Consider the following 16,413-nt stretch of genomic DNA (forward strand, 5'->3'; position numbering starts at 1 on the left):
TGCTAATGCCCCGACATGAGTGCCGGGGGGTCCGGAGTCTATCCAGCCCATGAAAAAATTCCTGCTCCTGCTCGCCGTCGGCACCATGCTTTCCGCATGCAATTCCAACTATGTGCCCGGGCCCGACATCAAGCTCGAGTCGCATTACAAGGCGCGGGATGTGCGGAAGGGCAAGACTATTGCCCCCGACACCAAATGGTGGGCGAATTTCAGCGATCCGACGCTGAACAGCCTGATCGACGAGGCGCTGGCCTCCAACATTTCCGTCGAGCAGGCGCGGGAACGCATCCGCGAAGCCCGCTTCAGTGCCCGCATCGTCAAGGGCGGCTATTTCCCGTCACTGAATGGCCAGACGGCGGCCACCGCTGCAGAGTCGACGACCAAGCTGGACCAAGGCAAGCTCGTCTGGGTCCCGAATCATCCTGCGCCGGGCAATCCTTTCCAGCCGATGAAGGGTCACTGGGCGCCGACTGGCTTTAGGCCCGTGACGACGGACAATTCCGCGGCAACGGCAGGCTTGGCCGCCACATGGACGCTCGATTTCGGCGCCCGGCCGTCGGCCGAGCAGCAGAGCTATCTGGTCGAAGCGCAGAAGGAAGGGCTCAACTCAACCCGACTCGACATCATCGCCGGGGTCACCAATGCCTATCTGAACGTACAAGGCCTCGGTCAGCAGATCATTATCGCGCAGAAGTCGCTTGCCGTTCAGAACAACACGGCGGAAATCACCAAGGCGAAACTCGAAGCCGGTTCGGTTTCGGCACTTGATTCCACCCGCGCCACCGCCCAGGCCTCGTTGACGGCAGCCGACATCCCGTCGTTGGAGCAGGCACGCCAACAGGCGATCAATCAGATCGCCGTGCTGCTCGGCAGGGAACCGGCCGAGGTCGGCAATATTTTCAAATTCAAGTCGGTGCGCTACCCGCGCGTGAAATTCTCCGAAGGCATACCCGCCGACCTTCTGCGCAACCGGCCCGATGTCCGCGTCGCACAGCTTCAGCTGCAGGCACAGCTGGCTGCGATCGGTGTCGCCGAAGCCGATCAATATCCGTCGATCACGCTTTCCGGCAATATCGGCGTTTCGGCCAATGTCGGTTCCCACACCGGCAGCTGGAGCTTTGGTCCGACGATCAATATTCCGATCTTCCAGGGCGGACGTATCAAGGCCAATATCAACCTGAACAAATCGGAAGCGCGCATCGCTTATCTGCAGTATAAGGAGAYGGTGCTTACCTCGGTCCAAGACGTCGAGAACGCCATGGTTGCCGTGCGTGCCGAGCAGGAACGCCACGCCCGCCTGACCAAGGCCGTCGCCGATCTGACCAAGGCCGAAGCTCTGGCCCGCCAGCTCAATGAATCCGGTACGACGGAATTCAAGGATGTGTTGGATGCACAGGCGGACCTCTACAATGCCGAGCTTAGCCTTGCGCAGAGCACGCAGCAGGTCAATCTCAATTATGTCGCACTCTGCCAGGCGCTGGGCGGCGGCTGGTTCGGCGATGAACCGGTCATGTCGGAAGACACGATCAAGCTGTTCAACGATCCGACTTACGGCCTCAAGACAAATTAAACGGCGTGATGATCTCGATCGCCGAAAGCTGCGGTCCCGCCATTTGCGGGATCGCATGACGTGATTTCAGGAACGCGCGGAAAACCGAAGCGGCATCGCTGCTCAAGTTGTGATGCAGCACGTAATGCAGCCGCTCCTGCCGCAGCAGTTCGACATTGTCGCGATCGAGATCGTGGCCGACGAAGCAGGCGATTGGCCGGCCGGCGGCAACAAAAGCATTGATGATCGCCCGGTTGCCGCCGCCGATCGAATAGACGGCGTTGATCGATGCATCGCGGGCCAGCGCCGCTCGAACCTGTTCGCCGGTGGCGAAATCCTTGCCGTAGCCCTCGCTGATTTCAAGAATGCCGAGATGCGGCCAGCGCTTGCGCAGCAGCCGGCGGAAGCCGATCTCGCGCTCTTCCTCACCGCGAAACCGGCTCGACGATAGCGTCACCAGCACCGTGCCTGCGCTCACTCTTGAACCGATCAGATAAGCGGCAGTCTCGCCGGCCGCCCGGTTGTCAGCGCCGGCATAGGCGATGCGCCGGGAATTCGGCAGATCGGTCACCAGCGTGATGACAGGGATATTCGCTTCGCTCAGTTCAGCCACGGCCTGGGCGATTGCCGGCGTGTCGGCAGCCTTCAGCACCACGCCATGGCTGCCCCGCCGGCGCACCTTGGCGATCAGCTGCAGCATATCCTGCTCGCGCATCTGTTCGGCGACATGGAAGCGGGAGCGCAGAACGGTCGGCAGAAAGGCGACAGCCTCGCTTTCGAACGCGGCTCGCACGGCATTGGAAAACCGGTCCGGCGTTTCCATGATCACGTCGAAAACATAGGTGCGGCCGGCCAGCGCCGCAGCCTTTTCCTGCTGATGCAATTCGGCAAGGGCCGCTTCCACGCGCGCTTTCGTTTGTCGTCGCACGCCGCCGCGATCGTTGATCACCCGGTCGACGGTGGCTGTGCTCAACCCCGCCTGGAAGGCTATGTCCTTGATCAGGAATTCATGCGCCATTGATGGCCGCTCGCTGTGGTTTTGATGGATTTTTGATGGTTTCCGCTGCTGGGCATATCACCGAAGCGACATATACTCCAGCCCATCAACGGTCACCCATGGGAGGAAATCATGAAAACCGACAATCCAGCAGCCGCTCGCTCCAACCGTGTCTGGTACACCGAGGCCGATTGCGACCTCGAGGATTTTGCCGCCTGGCTCGCCGAGACCACCAATCTCGCCGATTATCCGCATGCCAGCGCGCTGGAGAAGAATGTGGTGATCTACGACACCGCCCGCGTCGTCGATGCCTGCCGCACGGCCGAAGGTCGCAAGGCGGTGCTGGCCGAAATCTGCGATGTCTTCATGGGTGGTCCCGGCGTCGCCGTGTTCAAGCAGGCCTATACCGATCATGCGGTAATCGATCGCGCCACGACAGTGTTTACCGACATCATCGACGAGCAGCATCGGATGAAGACCGGCGGCGGCGACCATTTCGCCAAGCCCGGTGCCAACGACCGCATCTGGAATTCCCTGGAAAAGCACTGCCTCGCCGATCCCGAGGGTTTTGCGCAGTATTATGGCAATGCCATCATAGCGCTCGCTTCCGAAGCCTGGCTTGGCCCGCACTACCAGATGACGGCACAGGTCAACCGCGTCAATCCGGGCGGTGCCGCACAGCGCTCGCATCGCGACTACCATCTTGGCTTCCAGGCGCCGTCGGAAATCGAACGCTTCCCCTCGCATGTCCATCACCTCTCGCCGGTGCTGACGCTGCAGGGCGCGGTCGCCCATTGCGACATGCCGCTCGAAAGCGGTCCGACGCTGTTCCTGCCGTTCAGCCAGCGCTACCCGCTCGGCTTCCTCGTCTCCACCCGCCAGGAATTCCAGGATTATTTCGACCAGCACCATGTGCAACTGCCGCTGCAAAAAGGCGACGTGGTGTTCTTCAATCCGGCGCTCATCCACGCCGCTGGCACCAATCGCTCCAAGGATATTCTACGCATGGCGAACCTGCTGCAGGTGTCCTCGGCCTTCGGCCGCGCCATGGAATCGGTCAACCGCGAGAAGATGAGCTCAAAGCTCTACCCGGCGCTCAAGACGATGCTCGCCAATGGCGCCATCGACCAGACCGCTGCCGACAACGCCATTGCTTCCTCGGCCGAGGGCTATTCCTTCCCGACCAATCTCGACCGCGACCCGCCAGTCGGCGGCTTGGCGCCGAAGACCCAGGCCGCACTCTTCAAGGAGGCTCTGGCCGGCGATTGGAGCCCGGAGGAGTTCAACGAAGCGCTGGCGCTCCAGGCTGCGAAGAAGCTGACCTGATCGAATAGATCCAGAACCGCATCGACGGCAGCTCTCTGTCCCGCTGGACAGAAGGCTGCCGTTGTCATTACTCGATTGAATGGAGGAAACCATATGTCTGAAAATGCAGCCCGTCTGGAAGGCAAGATCGCGGTCGTCACCGGCGGCACGCAGGGGCTTGGCGCCGCAATTGCGCGCACTTTTGCCGAGCGCGGCGCGGCGGGCATCGTCATCTGCGGCCGCAACCGCGACAAAGGCGAGGCCAAGGCCACGGAGATTGCCGCCGCTACGGGCACGAAAATCATCTACCAGCAGGCCGATCTCGAAAAGGTCAAGGATATCAGAGCCGTCATCGCTTGTGCCGACCATGAATTCGGCCGCGTCGACGCGCTGATCAATGCCGCGGCGTTGACCGACCGTGGCACCATTCTCGACACCAGCCCGGAACTGTTCGACAGCATATTCGCCGTCAATGTCCGTGCGCCGTTCTTCCTGATGCAGGAGGCGGTCAAGGTCATGCGCCGTGAGAAGATCGAGGGCACGATCGTCAATATCGGCTCAATGTCGGCCATGGCCGGCCAACCGTTCATCGCCGCTTACTGTTCATCCAAAGGTGCGCTGGAGACATTGACCAAGAACACCGCCTACGCGCTGTTGCGCAACCGCATCCGCGTCAACGGCCTCAACATCGGCTGGATGGCGTCGGAAGGCGAGGACCGCATCCAGCGGCAATATCACGATGCCGAACCGGATTGGCTGGAAAAAGCCGCGGCCCAATTGCCGAACGGCCGGCTTGTCGACCCCAATGAAGTGGCGCGCGCCTGCGTCTATCTCTCCTCGTCCGAGTCGGGCCTGATGACCGGTTCGGTGATCTGCTTCGACCAGTCGATCTGGGGCGCCTATGAAGCCTCGCCGCAACCGGCGGCGGCGCTGTAAGACAAACGCTCTGCTCCTGCTGCGATGCGGCAGGAGCGATGCCGCTGAATTGCCATCCGATCGCCACTGGAACTTTGAGTTCATCCGAACATTCTAAAACCAATCGGTTTTAGAAGAGGAAGCAAAAATGCTGAAATGGGCCCTGATTTTCCTGGTTATTTCAATCGTTGCCGGTATTTTCGGTTTTTCCGGCATATCGGCGGCAACCGCTCAGATCGCGAAGATCCTGTTCATCATCGCCTTGGTGCTCTTCGTCATCTTCCTGATCCTGGCTTACACTGCTGCGGGCAGCATCTTGTAGCCTATCGCGGTTCGACCTCGTAGAGTTCGATCGGCAATCCATCGGGATCGGCGAAGAAGGTGAAGCGGCTGCCGGTATATTCATCGATACGGACATCCTCAACAGCGACGCCCGTGGCCTTCACGCGCATTACCGCGGCATCCAGATCGGCAACGGCAAAGGCGAGGTGGCGCATGCCCCTTGCCTCCGGCCGCGAGGGGCGGGGTGGGGCATTTTCAAAACTGAAGAGCTCGATCTGCGCATCGCCGCTCCTGAGATCGCATTTCCATGACCGGCGCACTTCGCGGAAATTTTCGGCGAGGATCTCGAAACCAAGGACGTCACAGTAGAAGCGCTTCGACGTCTCGTAGTCGCCGCAGATGATGGCGATGTGGTGGATTTTGTTGAACATGACTTTTCCGATGTTGGTTGACTGTCAGCGTTCCCTTACGGCCCGCGCCGTTTCCGCAATCCGCAAAAACTCCCGCGCCGCCAGCGGCAGCGACGAACCGCGGCGCCACACCAGCCCCACCTGCACCACAGGCAGCGAGCCCGATACGTCGCGGCTTTCAATCCTGTCACCTTCCAGTGACCAGGGGCGATAGACGAGGTCTGGCAGTAGCGCGATGCCGGCGCCGGTGGCGACAAGGCTGCGCACCGCCTCGACCGAACGGGTACGGAAGGCGACATGCGGCTTGGCGCCGAGTGCGGTCAGCAGTTTGCCGGTATTCTCCTCGATCTCGTCCACGGTGAGCATGATCAGCGGTTCCTGCGTGATGTCTTTCACCGAGATGATATCGGCGCTGCCGAGCTTGTGGCCCATGGGCAGCCAGAGGCGATAGGGCGAGGTTTCGATGATCTCGGCCTGCAGCGCCATGCGGTCGCGCAGATTGGAGATCGTCATCACGGCAATGTCGAGCTCGCCGCCGATCAACAGATGTTCGAGGTAGCTGCCATTGTCTTCGATTGCCGACACGTCGACGGCCGGATAGGCGCGGCGATAACGGCGCAGGAGGTCGGAGAGCACATAGCCCGCCACCAGCGACGTGACGCCGAGATTGAGCGAGCCGGTGGTCTCGTCCCTGTTGTCGGTGAATGTCCGCCGCGCATCCGAGACGGAGGCGAGGATATTCGTCGCATGCCGCAGGAACTGATGGCCGTTATGGGTGATCGTCAGCCCGCGTGAATGCCGCTCGAACAGCATGACACCGAGATCGCTTTCGAGTTCCTTCATCGCCTCGGTGACGGACGATTGCGAAATCGACAAGACCTGCGCCGCACCGCTCACCGTGCCCTGTTCGGCCACGGCGATGAAATATTGCAGCTGTCGGAAGGTGAAGGCCATGATCTGGATATGCCACAGCCGCGTTGACTTTCGCAAGACAGCCGAGATCGCTCAGGCATCATCGCTGAGGCGGACAAAAAGGAAGCGTGCGCGCAAACTCGGTTCCCGTCGCCGCAAGTCTCGCCAACTGCCGGCTGGTCAGACGTTCCGATATTCATGGATTTCGTCGGTGAGAGATCAAAGCTCTGACCTTTGACAAGACAAATCATACGCCATGGCGCATCTCCTGACAGCGTCGCACGGAGATGTCCATATCGAAAGCGGCATGGACGAATTGATCCTTCAGAACGTTGCCGCGGCTGATCTGCACAAGGAAGAGTTCATCTTCGCATCGTGTCTCTGGTCGACGGGATGGCATAGGCGAGGGGAGATCGGCAAGGCAAAGCCCGCTAGGCGAAGGTCTGTTCCAGCCAGGCTTTCAAAGCAATCAGGTCCTCGTCGCTGATGTCGTGGCCGCAATCATGCTGCCGATGGGTGACTTCCGCGCCGGACTCCCGGAAGTTTGCAGCGACGATCTCGTGATCACGGGGTTCGCGCCGACCATCATGGCGCGCGGCCAGGATCAGCAGGGGATAATTGTTCAGCGCCGCAGGCCTAATGTCCCTGAATGGTGACAACGGGCGCATCAGGACGGCGCCGGATGTCAGGCTGTGCCGCCGGGCAATCAGCGAGGCCGTGATGATGGCCCCGTTGGAAAAGCCGACGATCACCGGCGGTCTGGAAAGCCTGTGCCGCCGCGCCAGCGCTTCCAGGAATGTCGCCAGCCTCTCAGTCTGGGCGGCAAGATCGTCGTAATCGAGAGTTCTGTCGGGGTTGCGGCGGAAAAAGGCAAAGCCATCTTCCCAGGCCACCGGTCCGCGGAGCGCGAAGACGGATGTACCGGGCGCAACGGTCCCGCCGATGCCGTCCCATGCGTTTTCCGAACCGCCGCTGCCATGCAGGAGCACCAGCGGCGGCAGCGATGACGGTCCGGGCCGCGCCCTGTAGTGATAGCCTGCCAGAAATTCCATTGCGATTGATCACTCGCTTGCCAAGGCTCGTGAAATCGCACGGCTCGATTTGGCAGGCAAGGCACTACGGCGCTTCCACGAATGCTCCATCCCGCCACTGCAGATAGAGCCCCTTCTCGCCGGACGGGTCCCGGTTGCTGATCGTCCAGTCCGGCCCTTCCTCGACCGTCATGAAGGACAGCAGCCGAACACCGTTCGAGAGTTCGATTTCGATCTCCGGCAGCCGACCGAAATGGGTGACGTCGACGACCGTTGCGCCCAGCAAGCCATCGAACACAGGCTTCCAATCGTCGTCATCGCTCCAACTACCGCAGACGATACGATTCCCATATTCGATCCGCCAACTCCAGGAGAGAAAGACGCTCATCTCGCCGGTCGGGAAATTCCGCCGCTTTCCCTTTGGAAAAAAGCCATATCTCAGATTGCCGAATTCGAGGAAATACGCCGAACCATAACCCTGCCACGCATAGGTCAATTCCATACCGCGCAGCCTTTTTTGGCGCGCTTCGAACAAATGCTCGTTCATTTTCGATTTTCCGTGTCAAACATCGCGTTGCCGGAGCGGCGGCCAAGCCGATCCGGCTGTCGGGGATTATCGGTCCCTAAAAGTAATGATCGCGCAGCGACCCGTCATAGCGCCCGCTCGTCATGCAGCAGTGCTTGAAACCGCTTCCATGAACCGCAGGGGCAGGGGTCGTTGCGACCAAGTTTTTCGATGAGTTCCACGCCGCCGTGGACCGTCTGGTCCCCGGTTTTCACCCGGCTTTCGGATGGGAAGGATTTACGTCGCTTGGACGTGACCTCAAAAGCTCACGTCGTGGAGGTGTTTGCGCTTGTTCGACATGGTCGCCTCCTGTGCTTTGTTGTCGTTCGAACGAGCGGACAATGGCGCAAACCGCTGCAACCTTCAAGTCGCCAATTGCATTTGGCCGATGCGGAATGGGGGACTTGGCTACTGCTTCGATTTTGGCTCGGAGAACTGTTTGTAGCAGTCAAACTGATAGCCACTCCAGAATTCTCTTATCGCCCGCTGTTGTCTGTCCTCGGTGTCGTAGACCGGTTCGTCGTAAGCTTTGATCACCATCTCGCGAACCGTTAGCGGAATTAATGCGTTGCTTTTAGCGAGACGAGCCATAACTTCGCCCATGGATGTGCCATGCTGCCGCCGTTCCATGAAAGCGCCGGCAGTTGCACCGATTTCATAACAGAGCTTGTCGGCGTCTGCCTTCTGGGCAAGTGCGGCGGTTGCCGACACGAACAGCCAAGCTGTCGCGATGACGCATTTCATGTTTTTCTCCCGAGGTCCGCCTGCTTCAGAAAAGCGGGGAGTTTGCAAGCTACCTGCGAACATGGAGCCAGATCAATTCGATGGCCGAAAGAAGGCCGGTTGCCATGAATATATTGGCGGACACGCTTCCCCTGACAAAGCCGGTGCTGACAAGGTCGCCGCAATCGCTCGCCACGGCGACGAAAAGCAGCCCGAAGCCGAATATGCCGAAGAACACGGCCAATTCCAGGAATGACGGCCGGCTGGTAAAGAAGATCAAGCGCAAAGCCAGAGGCACGATCATGAAAACGAAGTACATCATCGTCACCTCATCATCGCTGCCGCTGGACATGAGATCTGCGCATCTGAACAGGTGGCCGCCTGAATAGGAATAGAATCCATCTGAACCGGCGAGAAGGAGGGCGCTAAGCACATTTGCCGCGACGAGCATGACATAGGCGAGGTCGAGATGATCGTCTCTCAAGGAATGGATGCTTTCCAACAGTTGTACAGTGAGCCTACACCACCACATTCGGCCGGTCGATGATCTCCCTGAGTGCAAAGCTCGAATTGATCTTCACCACGTGCGGCAGTGCGGACAGCCAGTCGCGGTGGATGCGCTCGTAGTCCTCCAGATCCTTGCAGGCGACGCGCAGGATATAGTCATATTCGCCCGACATCAGATAGCAGACGAGCACGTTCGGCACTCGCTTCACCGCCGCTTCGAATTCGCTCAGCGTCTTGGCGAACTGGCCCGACAACGAGATATGCACGATGACGATCATCTTGTAGTCGAGTGCTTTGGCCGACACCTGGGCGTAATATCCGCTGATCACGCCGGATTTTTCCAGGATGTCGAGCCTTCGCGAACAGGCCGACGCCGATAGCCCGACCTTTTCGGCAAGGTCGGCATTGGAGATTCTGCCGTTCTGCTGCAATACCCGCAGCATGGAAAGATCGATATGATCCAGCTTCTCCATTCGTGGAACCTTCGAAAAATACTCGTTTGAACGAAAGATTATTCGAAAATTGCCCCGATGGCAAATCCGCTTTGCAAGGACATTTCACGGCTTTTGCGCTCTAATCACGGGCATCAACAACCGCCCGTCAAACCGATCAAAACAGGGGAATACCATGCGCGTCGGCTGCCCGAAGGAAATCAAGAACCATGAATACCGCGTCGGCCTGACGCCGGCCTCCGTCCGCGAATATGTCGCGCATGGCCATTCCGTGCTGGTCGAGACCAATGCCGGCGCCGGCATCGGTGCCGCCGATGCGGATTATGTCGCCGCCGGCGCCAAGATTGCCGGTACGGCTGCGGAAGTCTTCCAGAGCGCCGACATGATCGTCAAGGTCAAGGAGCCGCAGCCGTCCGAATGGGTGCAACTCCGCGAAGGCCAGATTCTCTATACTTACCTGCACCTGGCTCCGGATGCGGAACAGACCAAGGGCCTGCTCGCCTCCGGCGTCACCGGCGTTGCCTATGAGACCGTCACCGACGACCGCGGCGGTCTGCCGCTGCTCGCACCGATGTCGGAAGTCGCAGGCCGCCTGTCGATCCAGGCGGGCGCCGTGGCGCTACAGAAGGCTTACGGCGGCCGTGGCGTGCTGCTCGGCGGCGTGCCCGGCGTGCTGCCGGGCAAGGTCGTCGTCATCGGCGGCGGCGTGGTTGGCCTGCATGCGGCCCGCATGGCCGTCGGCCTCGGCGCCGACGTCACCATTCTCGACCGTTCGCTGCCGCGTCTGCGCCAGCTCGACGATATCTTCCAGGGTCGCATCCACACCCGCTTCTCGTCGATCGACGCGCTTGAAAACGAAGTCTTCTCGGCTGATGTGGTCATCGGCGCCGTGCTGATCCCCGGCGCCGCCGCGCCGAAGCTGGTCACGCGCAAGATGCTGGGCGGCATGAAGAAGGGTGCCGTCATCGTCGACGTCGCCATCGACCAGGGCGGCTGCTTCGAAACCTCGCATGCCACCACCCATTCCGAACCGACCTATGAAGTCGACGGCATCATCCACTATTGCGTCGCCAACATGCCGGGCGCTGTTCCGGTGACGTCCGCGCATGCGCTCAACAATGCGACGATCCAGCACGGCCTGGCTCTGGCCGACAAGGGCATCCAGGCGATCCTCGCCGACAAGCACCTGCGCAATGGCCTCAATGTCCACAAGGGCAAAATCACCAACGCGCCCGTCGCCGAGGCGCTCGGCTACGAAATGTATGCTCCGGAAGCCGCACTCGCAGCCTGAGCCTGACAATTTTGAGCACAACGGGCCGGTCCGATCCGTCGGGCCGGCTCTTGTGATTCAGGCGTCGGTCCGCGTGTTTTTCCTCGCCCCTTGCGGGAGAGGAAGCAAAATCATGATGTTAGACAATGCGCCCTGAACGTTTCCAAGCATGCGACAGGCGCTCGCATTGTCTAACGTCTTGATTTTGCAGGTGAGGGGTGAATGAGGCGGGTGAGATTTACCCCTCACCAACTTCGACCAAGGGTTCGCTTAAGCTCACCCGGTCTTCGTATCCTCTCCCGCAAGGGGCGAGGAAAACGCGCGGGAGCACCGTTGCATCCCATCCAACCCTTGCATCTGTCGCAAGGACGTGAAGACTGGAATGTAGTGACATTCAGCCGTTCCTGACACGCCATGCCTCACGCCAAGCCGCCGGAAGCACATCGGACGTTTGCCCGCAAGATGCGCTTCGACTCGACCAAGGCTGAGGAGGTGCTGTGGCAGCAGCTCAAGAACCGCCAGATTGAAAAACATAAATTCCGCCGGCAGGTCCCGTTAGAAGGTTTTATTGTCGACTTCGTCTGCTTCGAAGCCAAGCTTGTCATCGAAGTCGATGGCGGCCAACATGCGGGGAGTGAGCGTGATGTTCGGCGCGACGCCGTTCTGCAGCAGGAGGGCTTCAAGGTGCTGCGGTTCTGGAACGATGAGGTCGAAATCGCGCTCGACTTCGTCATCCGGCGGATTTGTTAACACCGGCGAGTGATTCACGCCCGATCGATTCGGCACTGATAACAATTGTTGCGCGCCGAGCGGACATGCACATAGGCGATGTCGTCGCGCCTCAGCAGCCCCTCGGCATATTTGGCTATGTCTTCTTTGAGGATGACGGCACCGGTGCCGTAGACGATGCGGTTGTTGTCGCCATAGCCGCGCAGGATGAAATCCTTGCTCGTCTGCAGCACGGCTGGTTGCACTTCCTCGGCTTGATAGCGCCGGCAGGGCTGCGCGTGAAGAAAGATTGGGCCAGTCTCGGCATAGGGCTGCAGTTCCGGGAAGGGTCGATAGGCGAAGACATAGAGCTCTTCGCCTTCATCCACATTGGCGAGGCAATGCCGGCAGGGATGGCAGGGGCCATCCGAAATCATTTTCTCGGCCGAAAAGCCGTAGGCGTCCTTGCCGCCGGTCCAGATGGCTTCGGCGTCGTCGGTCGGCATGGCATGAAACAGGATGTCGGTCATGGCAAATCTCCTCGATTGGATTTGCCCGACTATCCGATCATATGGCGGCGGCTGCCACCCGAAACCTGCCAGGTGACTGTTTTGCACCAGCGCTCAGCGCACATGCCCTTGATCATCACCGGGCCTGCCCTCAGGTGCGTGGCTTCAGCAGCCCAACGACTGTCAACCACCGTAAATCTTGAGAATCTCCTCGTCGCTGAGCGGCCTGACCAGCGCATCCGACGTTGACACCGGATTAAAGCCGAACATCTGATAGAGCTGCAGAGCCCGCGGATGGTCGAGATTGTTGGTGCTCACCGTCACCTGCTTCGGCTCGAAAGCCCAGGCCGCATAGAGCGCCTGCAAAAGCAGCCATTTACCGACCCCCATGCCGAGCGCATGTTCGATCAGCCCGAAATGGCTGAGTTCCACGACCTCTTCGGTTGCGTGGAAAAGCTCGTAAAAGCCGGCCGGTGCGCCGTTGACATAGAGCACTGTGACGTGATTACGGCGGTCGCGCAAGACGCGCGTCAGCTCCTCGTCGCTCATGCGCAGCCGATCGACCCAATGCCAGCGCCGTCCGACCTCGGTATAGAGGAAACGGTAGAAGGGCAGGGGAATATCCTGCACCCGCATCAGTGCGGTGGTGAGGTTGACGGGCAGCGGCAGGCTCCTCGTCGGCGGCGCGGTCATTTCCAGCCGGGTGATATGGGCTTTGAGCGCACGTGGCTTTTTCGAAAGAGTCGCCATCGTCAATCCTTGACGACGGCAGTGTCGTTGCGTCCGCCCCATTCCGACCACGAGCCGTCATAGAGCGTATTGTCGGTATGGCCGAGGGAGGTGAGCGCCAGTGTGATCACCGCCGCCGTCACCCCTGAACCACAGCTGGTGACCACCGGCTTCGAGAGATCGACGCCGGCCTCCGTGATCATCTGCCGGAGTTCCGGCAGGGATTTGAACGTTCCGTTGGCGGAAAAGCTCGTTGCCGGCAGGCTTTTCGCGCCCGGCATATGACCGGAGCGCAGGCCGGCGCGCGGCTCGGGATCGGTGCCGGCAAAACGGCCAGCGCTGCGGGCATCGACGATCTGGCGCGTGCCGCGCGCCACGATGTCCTTCATCGCCTCGAGCGACGTGACCTTCGACGTATCGACATGCACATGGAACGTCGCCGGCGTCGGTTCCGGCAGGTCGGTTTCGAGCGGCCGTCCTTCCTTGTTCCAGCCGTCGAGACCGCCATCCATGACATAGACCTGTTTCGCGCCCATCAGCCGAAAGAGCCACCAGACGCGCGGTGCGGTGGCAATGCCCGGACCGTCATGGACGACGATCGTATCGGTGTCGGCAATACCGATCTTGCCGACTTCGGCGGCGAACATGTCCGGCGTCGGAACAGTGTGCGGCAGGCTGCTCGTATGATCGGCGATCCCATCCTGGTCGAAGAACACGGCGCCGGGGATATGGCCGGCCGCATATTCCTCCGCGCCATTGCGCTGCTGCGCCGGCAGATACCAGGCGGCGTCGACGACGCGGAAATTCGGCGCGCCGAGATTCTTCTCCACCCAGTCTGCGGATACCACGAAGGGGCTCTTGTCCTCGGCCATGTTCAGTCTCCGGTCATGCCAATAATTGGGTCAGGCTTCGGGCTTGCCGAACTTTATACGGAAGCGCCGATTTTCCTTACCCTTTTTCTCGATCTTGGCGATGTGGATATCGCCGACTTCCTGCGTTTCCGACACATGCGTGCCGCCGCAGGGCTGGCTGTCGATCGAGGCATTCTCGCCGATGCAGATCAGGCTGACGCGGCCGAGCCCCATCGGCGGACGGACATTCTTGGATTTGACGATGCCGGGATTGGCGGCAAGCTCGGCATCGGTGATCCATTGCGTGTAGATCGGATGGTTGGCGCGAACGATCTCCATCATCTTCGCCGTCACCTCGTCCTTGTCGATCGTCTCGGACATGTCGAAATCGACACGGCTGTCATCTTCGCCGACGGCCGCGCCGGTGATCGGATAGGAGCAGACGACGGAAAGGATGTGGCAGGCCGTGTGCATGCGCATCAGCTTGTAGCGGCGCGGCCAGTCGACATGCAGCACCAGCGTCTCGCCGACGGAGGGCGAGGGCTGGCCTTCGAGCGGCATGTGCAGGATGACGCTCTTGTCCTCGCCATTGACGGTGGCGCCAAGTTCGATACGTGAGCCATCGGCGCGTTCGAGGAAGCCGCTGTCGCCGGGCTGGCCGCCCGACATGGCGTAAAAGCAGGTCTGGTCGAGTTCGATCGCGCCGTTGTCGCGGACTGTCGTGACCGTCCCCTCCGCCGTCGCCAGATAGAAATCGTCACGAAAGAGGGGCAGGGTCGACATGCATGGTCTCGCGGGTTAAGCGGCCTCGTAGGGCGGCTTGATCGTCGATTTGCGCGCCATCCATTCGGGGATCGGCAACCCCTTGGCGGCGAGGAATTCCGGGTTGAACAGTTTTGACTGATAGCGATTGCCATAGTCGCAGAGCACGGTCACGATCGTATGGCCCGGTCCTAAGTCTTTTGCAAGCCGGATCGCGCCGGCAATGTTGATGCCGGTCGAGCCGCCGAGGCACAGCCCCTCTTTCTCGACCAGATCGAAGATCAGCGGCAGCGCCTCGGCATCGGGAATCTGGTACTGGTAGTCAGGCTTGAAACCTTCGAGATTGGCGGTGATCCGGCCCTGGCCGATACCCTCGGTGATCGAATTGCCTGCCGATTTCAGCTCGCCATGCGCATAGAATTCATAGAGTGCCGCGCCCTTGGGATCGGCAAGGCCGATCTTGATCCCCGGATTGAAGCTACGCAGGCCCTCCGCCACGCCGGCCAGCGTGCCGCCGGAGCCGACGGCGCAGATGAAGCCGTCGACCTTGCCGCCAGTATCCTTCCAGATCTCCGGTGCCGTGGTCTCGATATGCGCCTGGCGGTTGGCGACATTGTCGAACTGGTTGGCCCAGATGGCGCCGTTCGGCTCGGTCCGGGCGAGCTCGGCGGCGAGCCGGCCAGACAGCTTCACGTAATTGTTGGGATTCTTGTAGGCGACGGCCGGGACTTCGACCAGTTCGGCGCCGAGCAGCTTCAGAGCGTCCTTCTTCTCTTGGCTCTGCGTCTCAGGAATAACGATGACGGTGCGATAGCCGAGTGAGCAGGCGACCATAGCCAGGCCAATGCCGGTATTGCCAGCTGYGCCCTCGACGATCACGCCGCCGGGTTTCAGCAGGCCGCGGCGCTCCGCATCACGGATGATATAGAGCGCGGCACGATCCTTGACCGACTGGCCCGGATTGAGGAATTCCGCTTTGCCGAGGATGGTGCAGCCGGTCGCCTCCGACGCGCCCTTCAGCTTGATGAGCGGGGTGTTGCCAATGGCTTCGAGGACATTTGCATGCGCTGACATGGATTCTCGCCTATGTTTCCGGTCTTGAAAGTAAGCTCCGTGTTTCTCATCGGCAAGCCGGTAAAGGCAAGGAAATTCATGCCGGGGGATGGGTTTGGCGAAGAAGATAATTCCAGCGAGGGGTGGGGGAGACGATGATGAGGCGGTTTGCAGGTGAATGAGGCGGGCGAGAATTACTCCACCAACTTCGACCAAGGGTTCGCTTAAGCTCACCCGGTCTTCGTATCCTCGAAGACATGGATGCAGACATAGGATTTCTGGTTGCCGGCTATCGGCATGCCTGTCTTGCGCACTTCACAGGAAGATGGGTTTGCAGGCGCCGAAAGGTATCATAGCAGATCGTGATCAGGTCCCATCAGCGACGTGTTCAATCTTATTCCGCACCAGGGGCAATAGCCGATCACGTTCCCTTCGCCATTGGCCGGATCGACTGTAATCGAATACACATTGTGCTGCTTGACGATGATCTTGTTGAGCTTGTCGCTGCTGGCATAGGCGAGGTGAACGCAATCGAAGTCGTTAACGTCGACCTCTCCGCTGATTTCGAGATACCAGTAGAGGTCTGACTTCAGGTCGTTGTCTTGCAACAGTGCGTCGATGATAGCGTCGGGTATCAAAGGAACGAGCGAGTGTTGTTCCGTCTGGATGAAACGCATCACCTTCTCCGCCGGGTACAATTTTGCGTAAGGTAGCACATCGGAAAGCCTGAGATTTTTCATGGTGTCCGGTATCTGTGATCATCGCCTTGCATTGGTCCGGCACTTCTAGCCAATCGGCAGAAGAGAACAAGCGGGGTGATTGCGTGAGGCGGGGCAGATTTACCCCTCACCAGCTTCGACCAAGGGTTCGCTCATGCTCACCC

General features: G+C 60.1%; 21 protein-coding genes. 6 read left to right on the top strand and 15 right to left on the bottom strand.

The genetic code is table 11. The features are described 5' to 3' along the window. Window positions 1-49: 49 nt before the first annotated feature. On the top strand, window positions 50-1,570 hold the full coding sequence (locus tag AC1D06_RS21020; protein ID WP_477987768.1) for an efflux transporter outer membrane subunit: 1,521 nt from the start codon (window positions 50-52) through the stop codon (window positions 1,568-1,570). Here AC1D06_RS21020 and AC1D06_RS21025 read toward each other — a convergent pair. Then, window positions 1,557-2,567, bottom strand: coding sequence for a LacI family DNA-binding transcriptional regulator (locus tag AC1D06_RS21025; protein ID WP_477879538.1), 1,011 nt, complete (start codon window positions 2,565-2,567; stop codon window positions 1,557-1,559). The genes AC1D06_RS21020 and AC1D06_RS21025 overlap by 14 nt on opposite strands. A gap of 111 nt (window positions 2,568-2,678) precedes the next feature. Between AC1D06_RS21025 and AC1D06_RS21030 the strand changes: the two genes are divergently transcribed. The 3 genes from AC1D06_RS21030 to AC1D06_RS21040 all read left to right on the top strand — a co-directional run bounded on the left by AC1D06_RS21030 (window position 2,679) and on the right by AC1D06_RS21040 (window position 5,088). Continuing rightward, window positions 2,679-3,872 carry a phytanoyl-CoA dioxygenase family protein gene (locus AC1D06_RS21030; RefSeq protein WP_477879536.1) on the top strand — a complete coding sequence of 398 codons (1,194 nt, stop codon included), beginning with the start codon at window positions 2,679-2,681 and terminating at the stop codon, window positions 3,870-3,872. Between the two features lie 93 nt (window positions 3,873-3,965). Then, window positions 3,966-4,787 carry an SDR family oxidoreductase gene (locus AC1D06_RS21035; RefSeq protein WP_477879535.1) on the top strand — a complete coding sequence of 274 codons (822 nt, stop codon included), beginning with the start codon at window positions 3,966-3,968 and terminating at the stop codon, window positions 4,785-4,787. A 127-nt stretch (window positions 4,788-4,914) separates the two neighbouring features. Then, entirely contained in the window at window positions 4,915-5,088 is a 174-nt protein-coding gene (locus tag AC1D06_RS21040; RefSeq protein WP_477879533.1) for a DUF1328 domain-containing protein, read from the top strand. 1 nt (window position 5,089) lies between these two features. Here the strand turns inward: AC1D06_RS21040 and gloA2 are convergent, their stop codons facing one another. The 8 genes from gloA2 to AC1D06_RS21080 all read right to left on the bottom strand — a co-directional run bounded on the left by gloA2 (window position 5,090) and on the right by AC1D06_RS21080 (window position 9,669). Continuing rightward, window positions 5,090-5,479 (bottom strand): SMU1112c/YaeR family gloxylase I-like metalloprotein, encoded by a 390-nt coding sequence (gene gloA2 / locus AC1D06_RS21045; protein WP_477879531.1) that lies wholly within the window; start codon window positions 5,477-5,479, stop codon window positions 5,090-5,092. Window positions 5,480-5,503: 24 nt separating this feature from the next. Next, window positions 5,504-6,412, bottom strand: a complete 909-nt coding sequence (locus tag AC1D06_RS21050; RefSeq protein WP_477987769.1) for a LysR family transcriptional regulator — start codon at window positions 6,410-6,412, stop codon at window positions 5,504-5,506. A gap of 389 nt (window positions 6,413-6,801) precedes the next feature. Further along, window positions 6,802-7,422, bottom strand: a complete 621-nt coding sequence (locus AC1D06_RS21055) for an alpha/beta hydrolase (protein WP_477987770.1) — start codon at window positions 7,420-7,422, stop codon at window positions 6,802-6,804. 64 nt (window positions 7,423-7,486) lie between these two features. Then, the gene (locus tag AC1D06_RS21060; RefSeq protein ID WP_477987771.1) at window positions 7,487-7,948 is read right to left on the bottom strand and encodes a hypothetical protein; all 462 of its coding nucleotides are present in this window, start codon (window positions 7,946-7,948) and stop codon (window positions 7,487-7,489) included. Between the two features lie 104 nt (window positions 7,949-8,052). Further along, entirely contained in the window at window positions 8,053-8,181 is a 129-nt protein-coding gene (locus tag AC1D06_RS21065) for an SEC-C metal-binding domain-containing protein (protein WP_477987772.1), read from the bottom strand. Window positions 8,182-8,374: 193 nt separating this feature from the next. Continuing rightward, entirely contained in the window at window positions 8,375-8,710 is a 336-nt protein-coding gene (locus AC1D06_RS21070) for a hypothetical protein (protein ID WP_477879522.1), read from the bottom strand. 49 nt (window positions 8,711-8,759) lie between these two features. Beyond that, the gene (locus tag AC1D06_RS21075) at window positions 8,760-9,173 is read right to left on the bottom strand and encodes a hypothetical protein (RefSeq protein ID WP_477879520.1); all 414 of its coding nucleotides are present in this window, start codon (window positions 9,171-9,173) and stop codon (window positions 8,760-8,762) included. Between the two features lie 34 nt (window positions 9,174-9,207). Next, window positions 9,208-9,669 (bottom strand): Lrp/AsnC family transcriptional regulator, encoded by a 462-nt coding sequence (locus AC1D06_RS21080; protein ID WP_477987773.1) that lies wholly within the window; start codon window positions 9,667-9,669, stop codon window positions 9,208-9,210. Window positions 9,670-9,823: 154 nt separating this feature from the next. On the opposite strand from AC1D06_RS21080, the gene ald reads away from it, so the two are divergent. Further along, window positions 9,824-10,939 carry an alanine dehydrogenase gene (gene ald / locus AC1D06_RS21085; RefSeq protein ID WP_477987774.1) on the top strand — a complete coding sequence of 372 codons (1,116 nt, stop codon included), beginning with the start codon at window positions 9,824-9,826 and terminating at the stop codon, window positions 10,937-10,939. Window positions 10,940-11,332: 393 nt separating this feature from the next. Next, window positions 11,333-11,668: an endonuclease domain-containing protein gene (locus AC1D06_RS21090; protein WP_477987775.1), complete on the top strand. Its 336-nt coding sequence runs from the start codon at window positions 11,333-11,335 to the stop codon at window positions 11,666-11,668. A 14-nt stretch (window positions 11,669-11,682) separates the two neighbouring features. Here the strand turns inward: AC1D06_RS21090 and AC1D06_RS21095 are convergent, their stop codons facing one another. The 6 genes from AC1D06_RS21095 to AC1D06_RS21120 form a co-directional block, all read right to left on the bottom strand. Beyond that, window positions 11,683-12,156 carry a DUF1203 domain-containing protein gene (locus AC1D06_RS21095; protein ID WP_477987777.1) on the bottom strand — a complete coding sequence of 158 codons (474 nt, stop codon included), beginning with the start codon at window positions 12,154-12,156 and terminating at the stop codon, window positions 11,683-11,685. Window positions 12,157-12,318: 162 nt separating this feature from the next. Further along, window positions 12,319-12,885, bottom strand: a complete 567-nt coding sequence (locus AC1D06_RS21100) for a GNAT family N-acetyltransferase (protein WP_477987779.1) — start codon at window positions 12,883-12,885, stop codon at window positions 12,319-12,321. A 2-nt stretch (window positions 12,886-12,887) separates the two neighbouring features. After that, window positions 12,888-13,736 carry a 3-mercaptopyruvate sulfurtransferase gene (sseA, locus tag AC1D06_RS21105; protein WP_477987781.1) on the bottom strand — a complete coding sequence of 283 codons (849 nt, stop codon included), beginning with the start codon at window positions 13,734-13,736 and terminating at the stop codon, window positions 12,888-12,890. Window positions 13,737-13,766: 30 nt separating this feature from the next. Continuing rightward, window positions 13,767-14,498 (bottom strand): alanyl-tRNA editing protein, encoded by a 732-nt coding sequence (locus tag AC1D06_RS21110; protein WP_477879509.1) that lies wholly within the window; start codon window positions 14,496-14,498, stop codon window positions 13,767-13,769. A 15-nt stretch (window positions 14,499-14,513) separates the two neighbouring features. Then, complete coding sequence (locus AC1D06_RS21115; RefSeq protein WP_477987783.1) at window positions 14,514-15,551, bottom strand: cysteine synthase A; 1,038 nt, start codon at window positions 15,549-15,551, stop codon at window positions 14,514-14,516. A 329-nt stretch (window positions 15,552-15,880) separates the two neighbouring features. Further along, window positions 15,881-16,207, bottom strand: coding sequence for a hypothetical protein (locus tag AC1D06_RS21120; protein ID WP_477987785.1), 327 nt, complete (start codon window positions 16,205-16,207; stop codon window positions 15,881-15,883). Window positions 16,208-16,413: the final 206 nt, after the last annotated feature.

The organism is Rhizobium sp. P2_G2, from assembly GCF_056403555.1.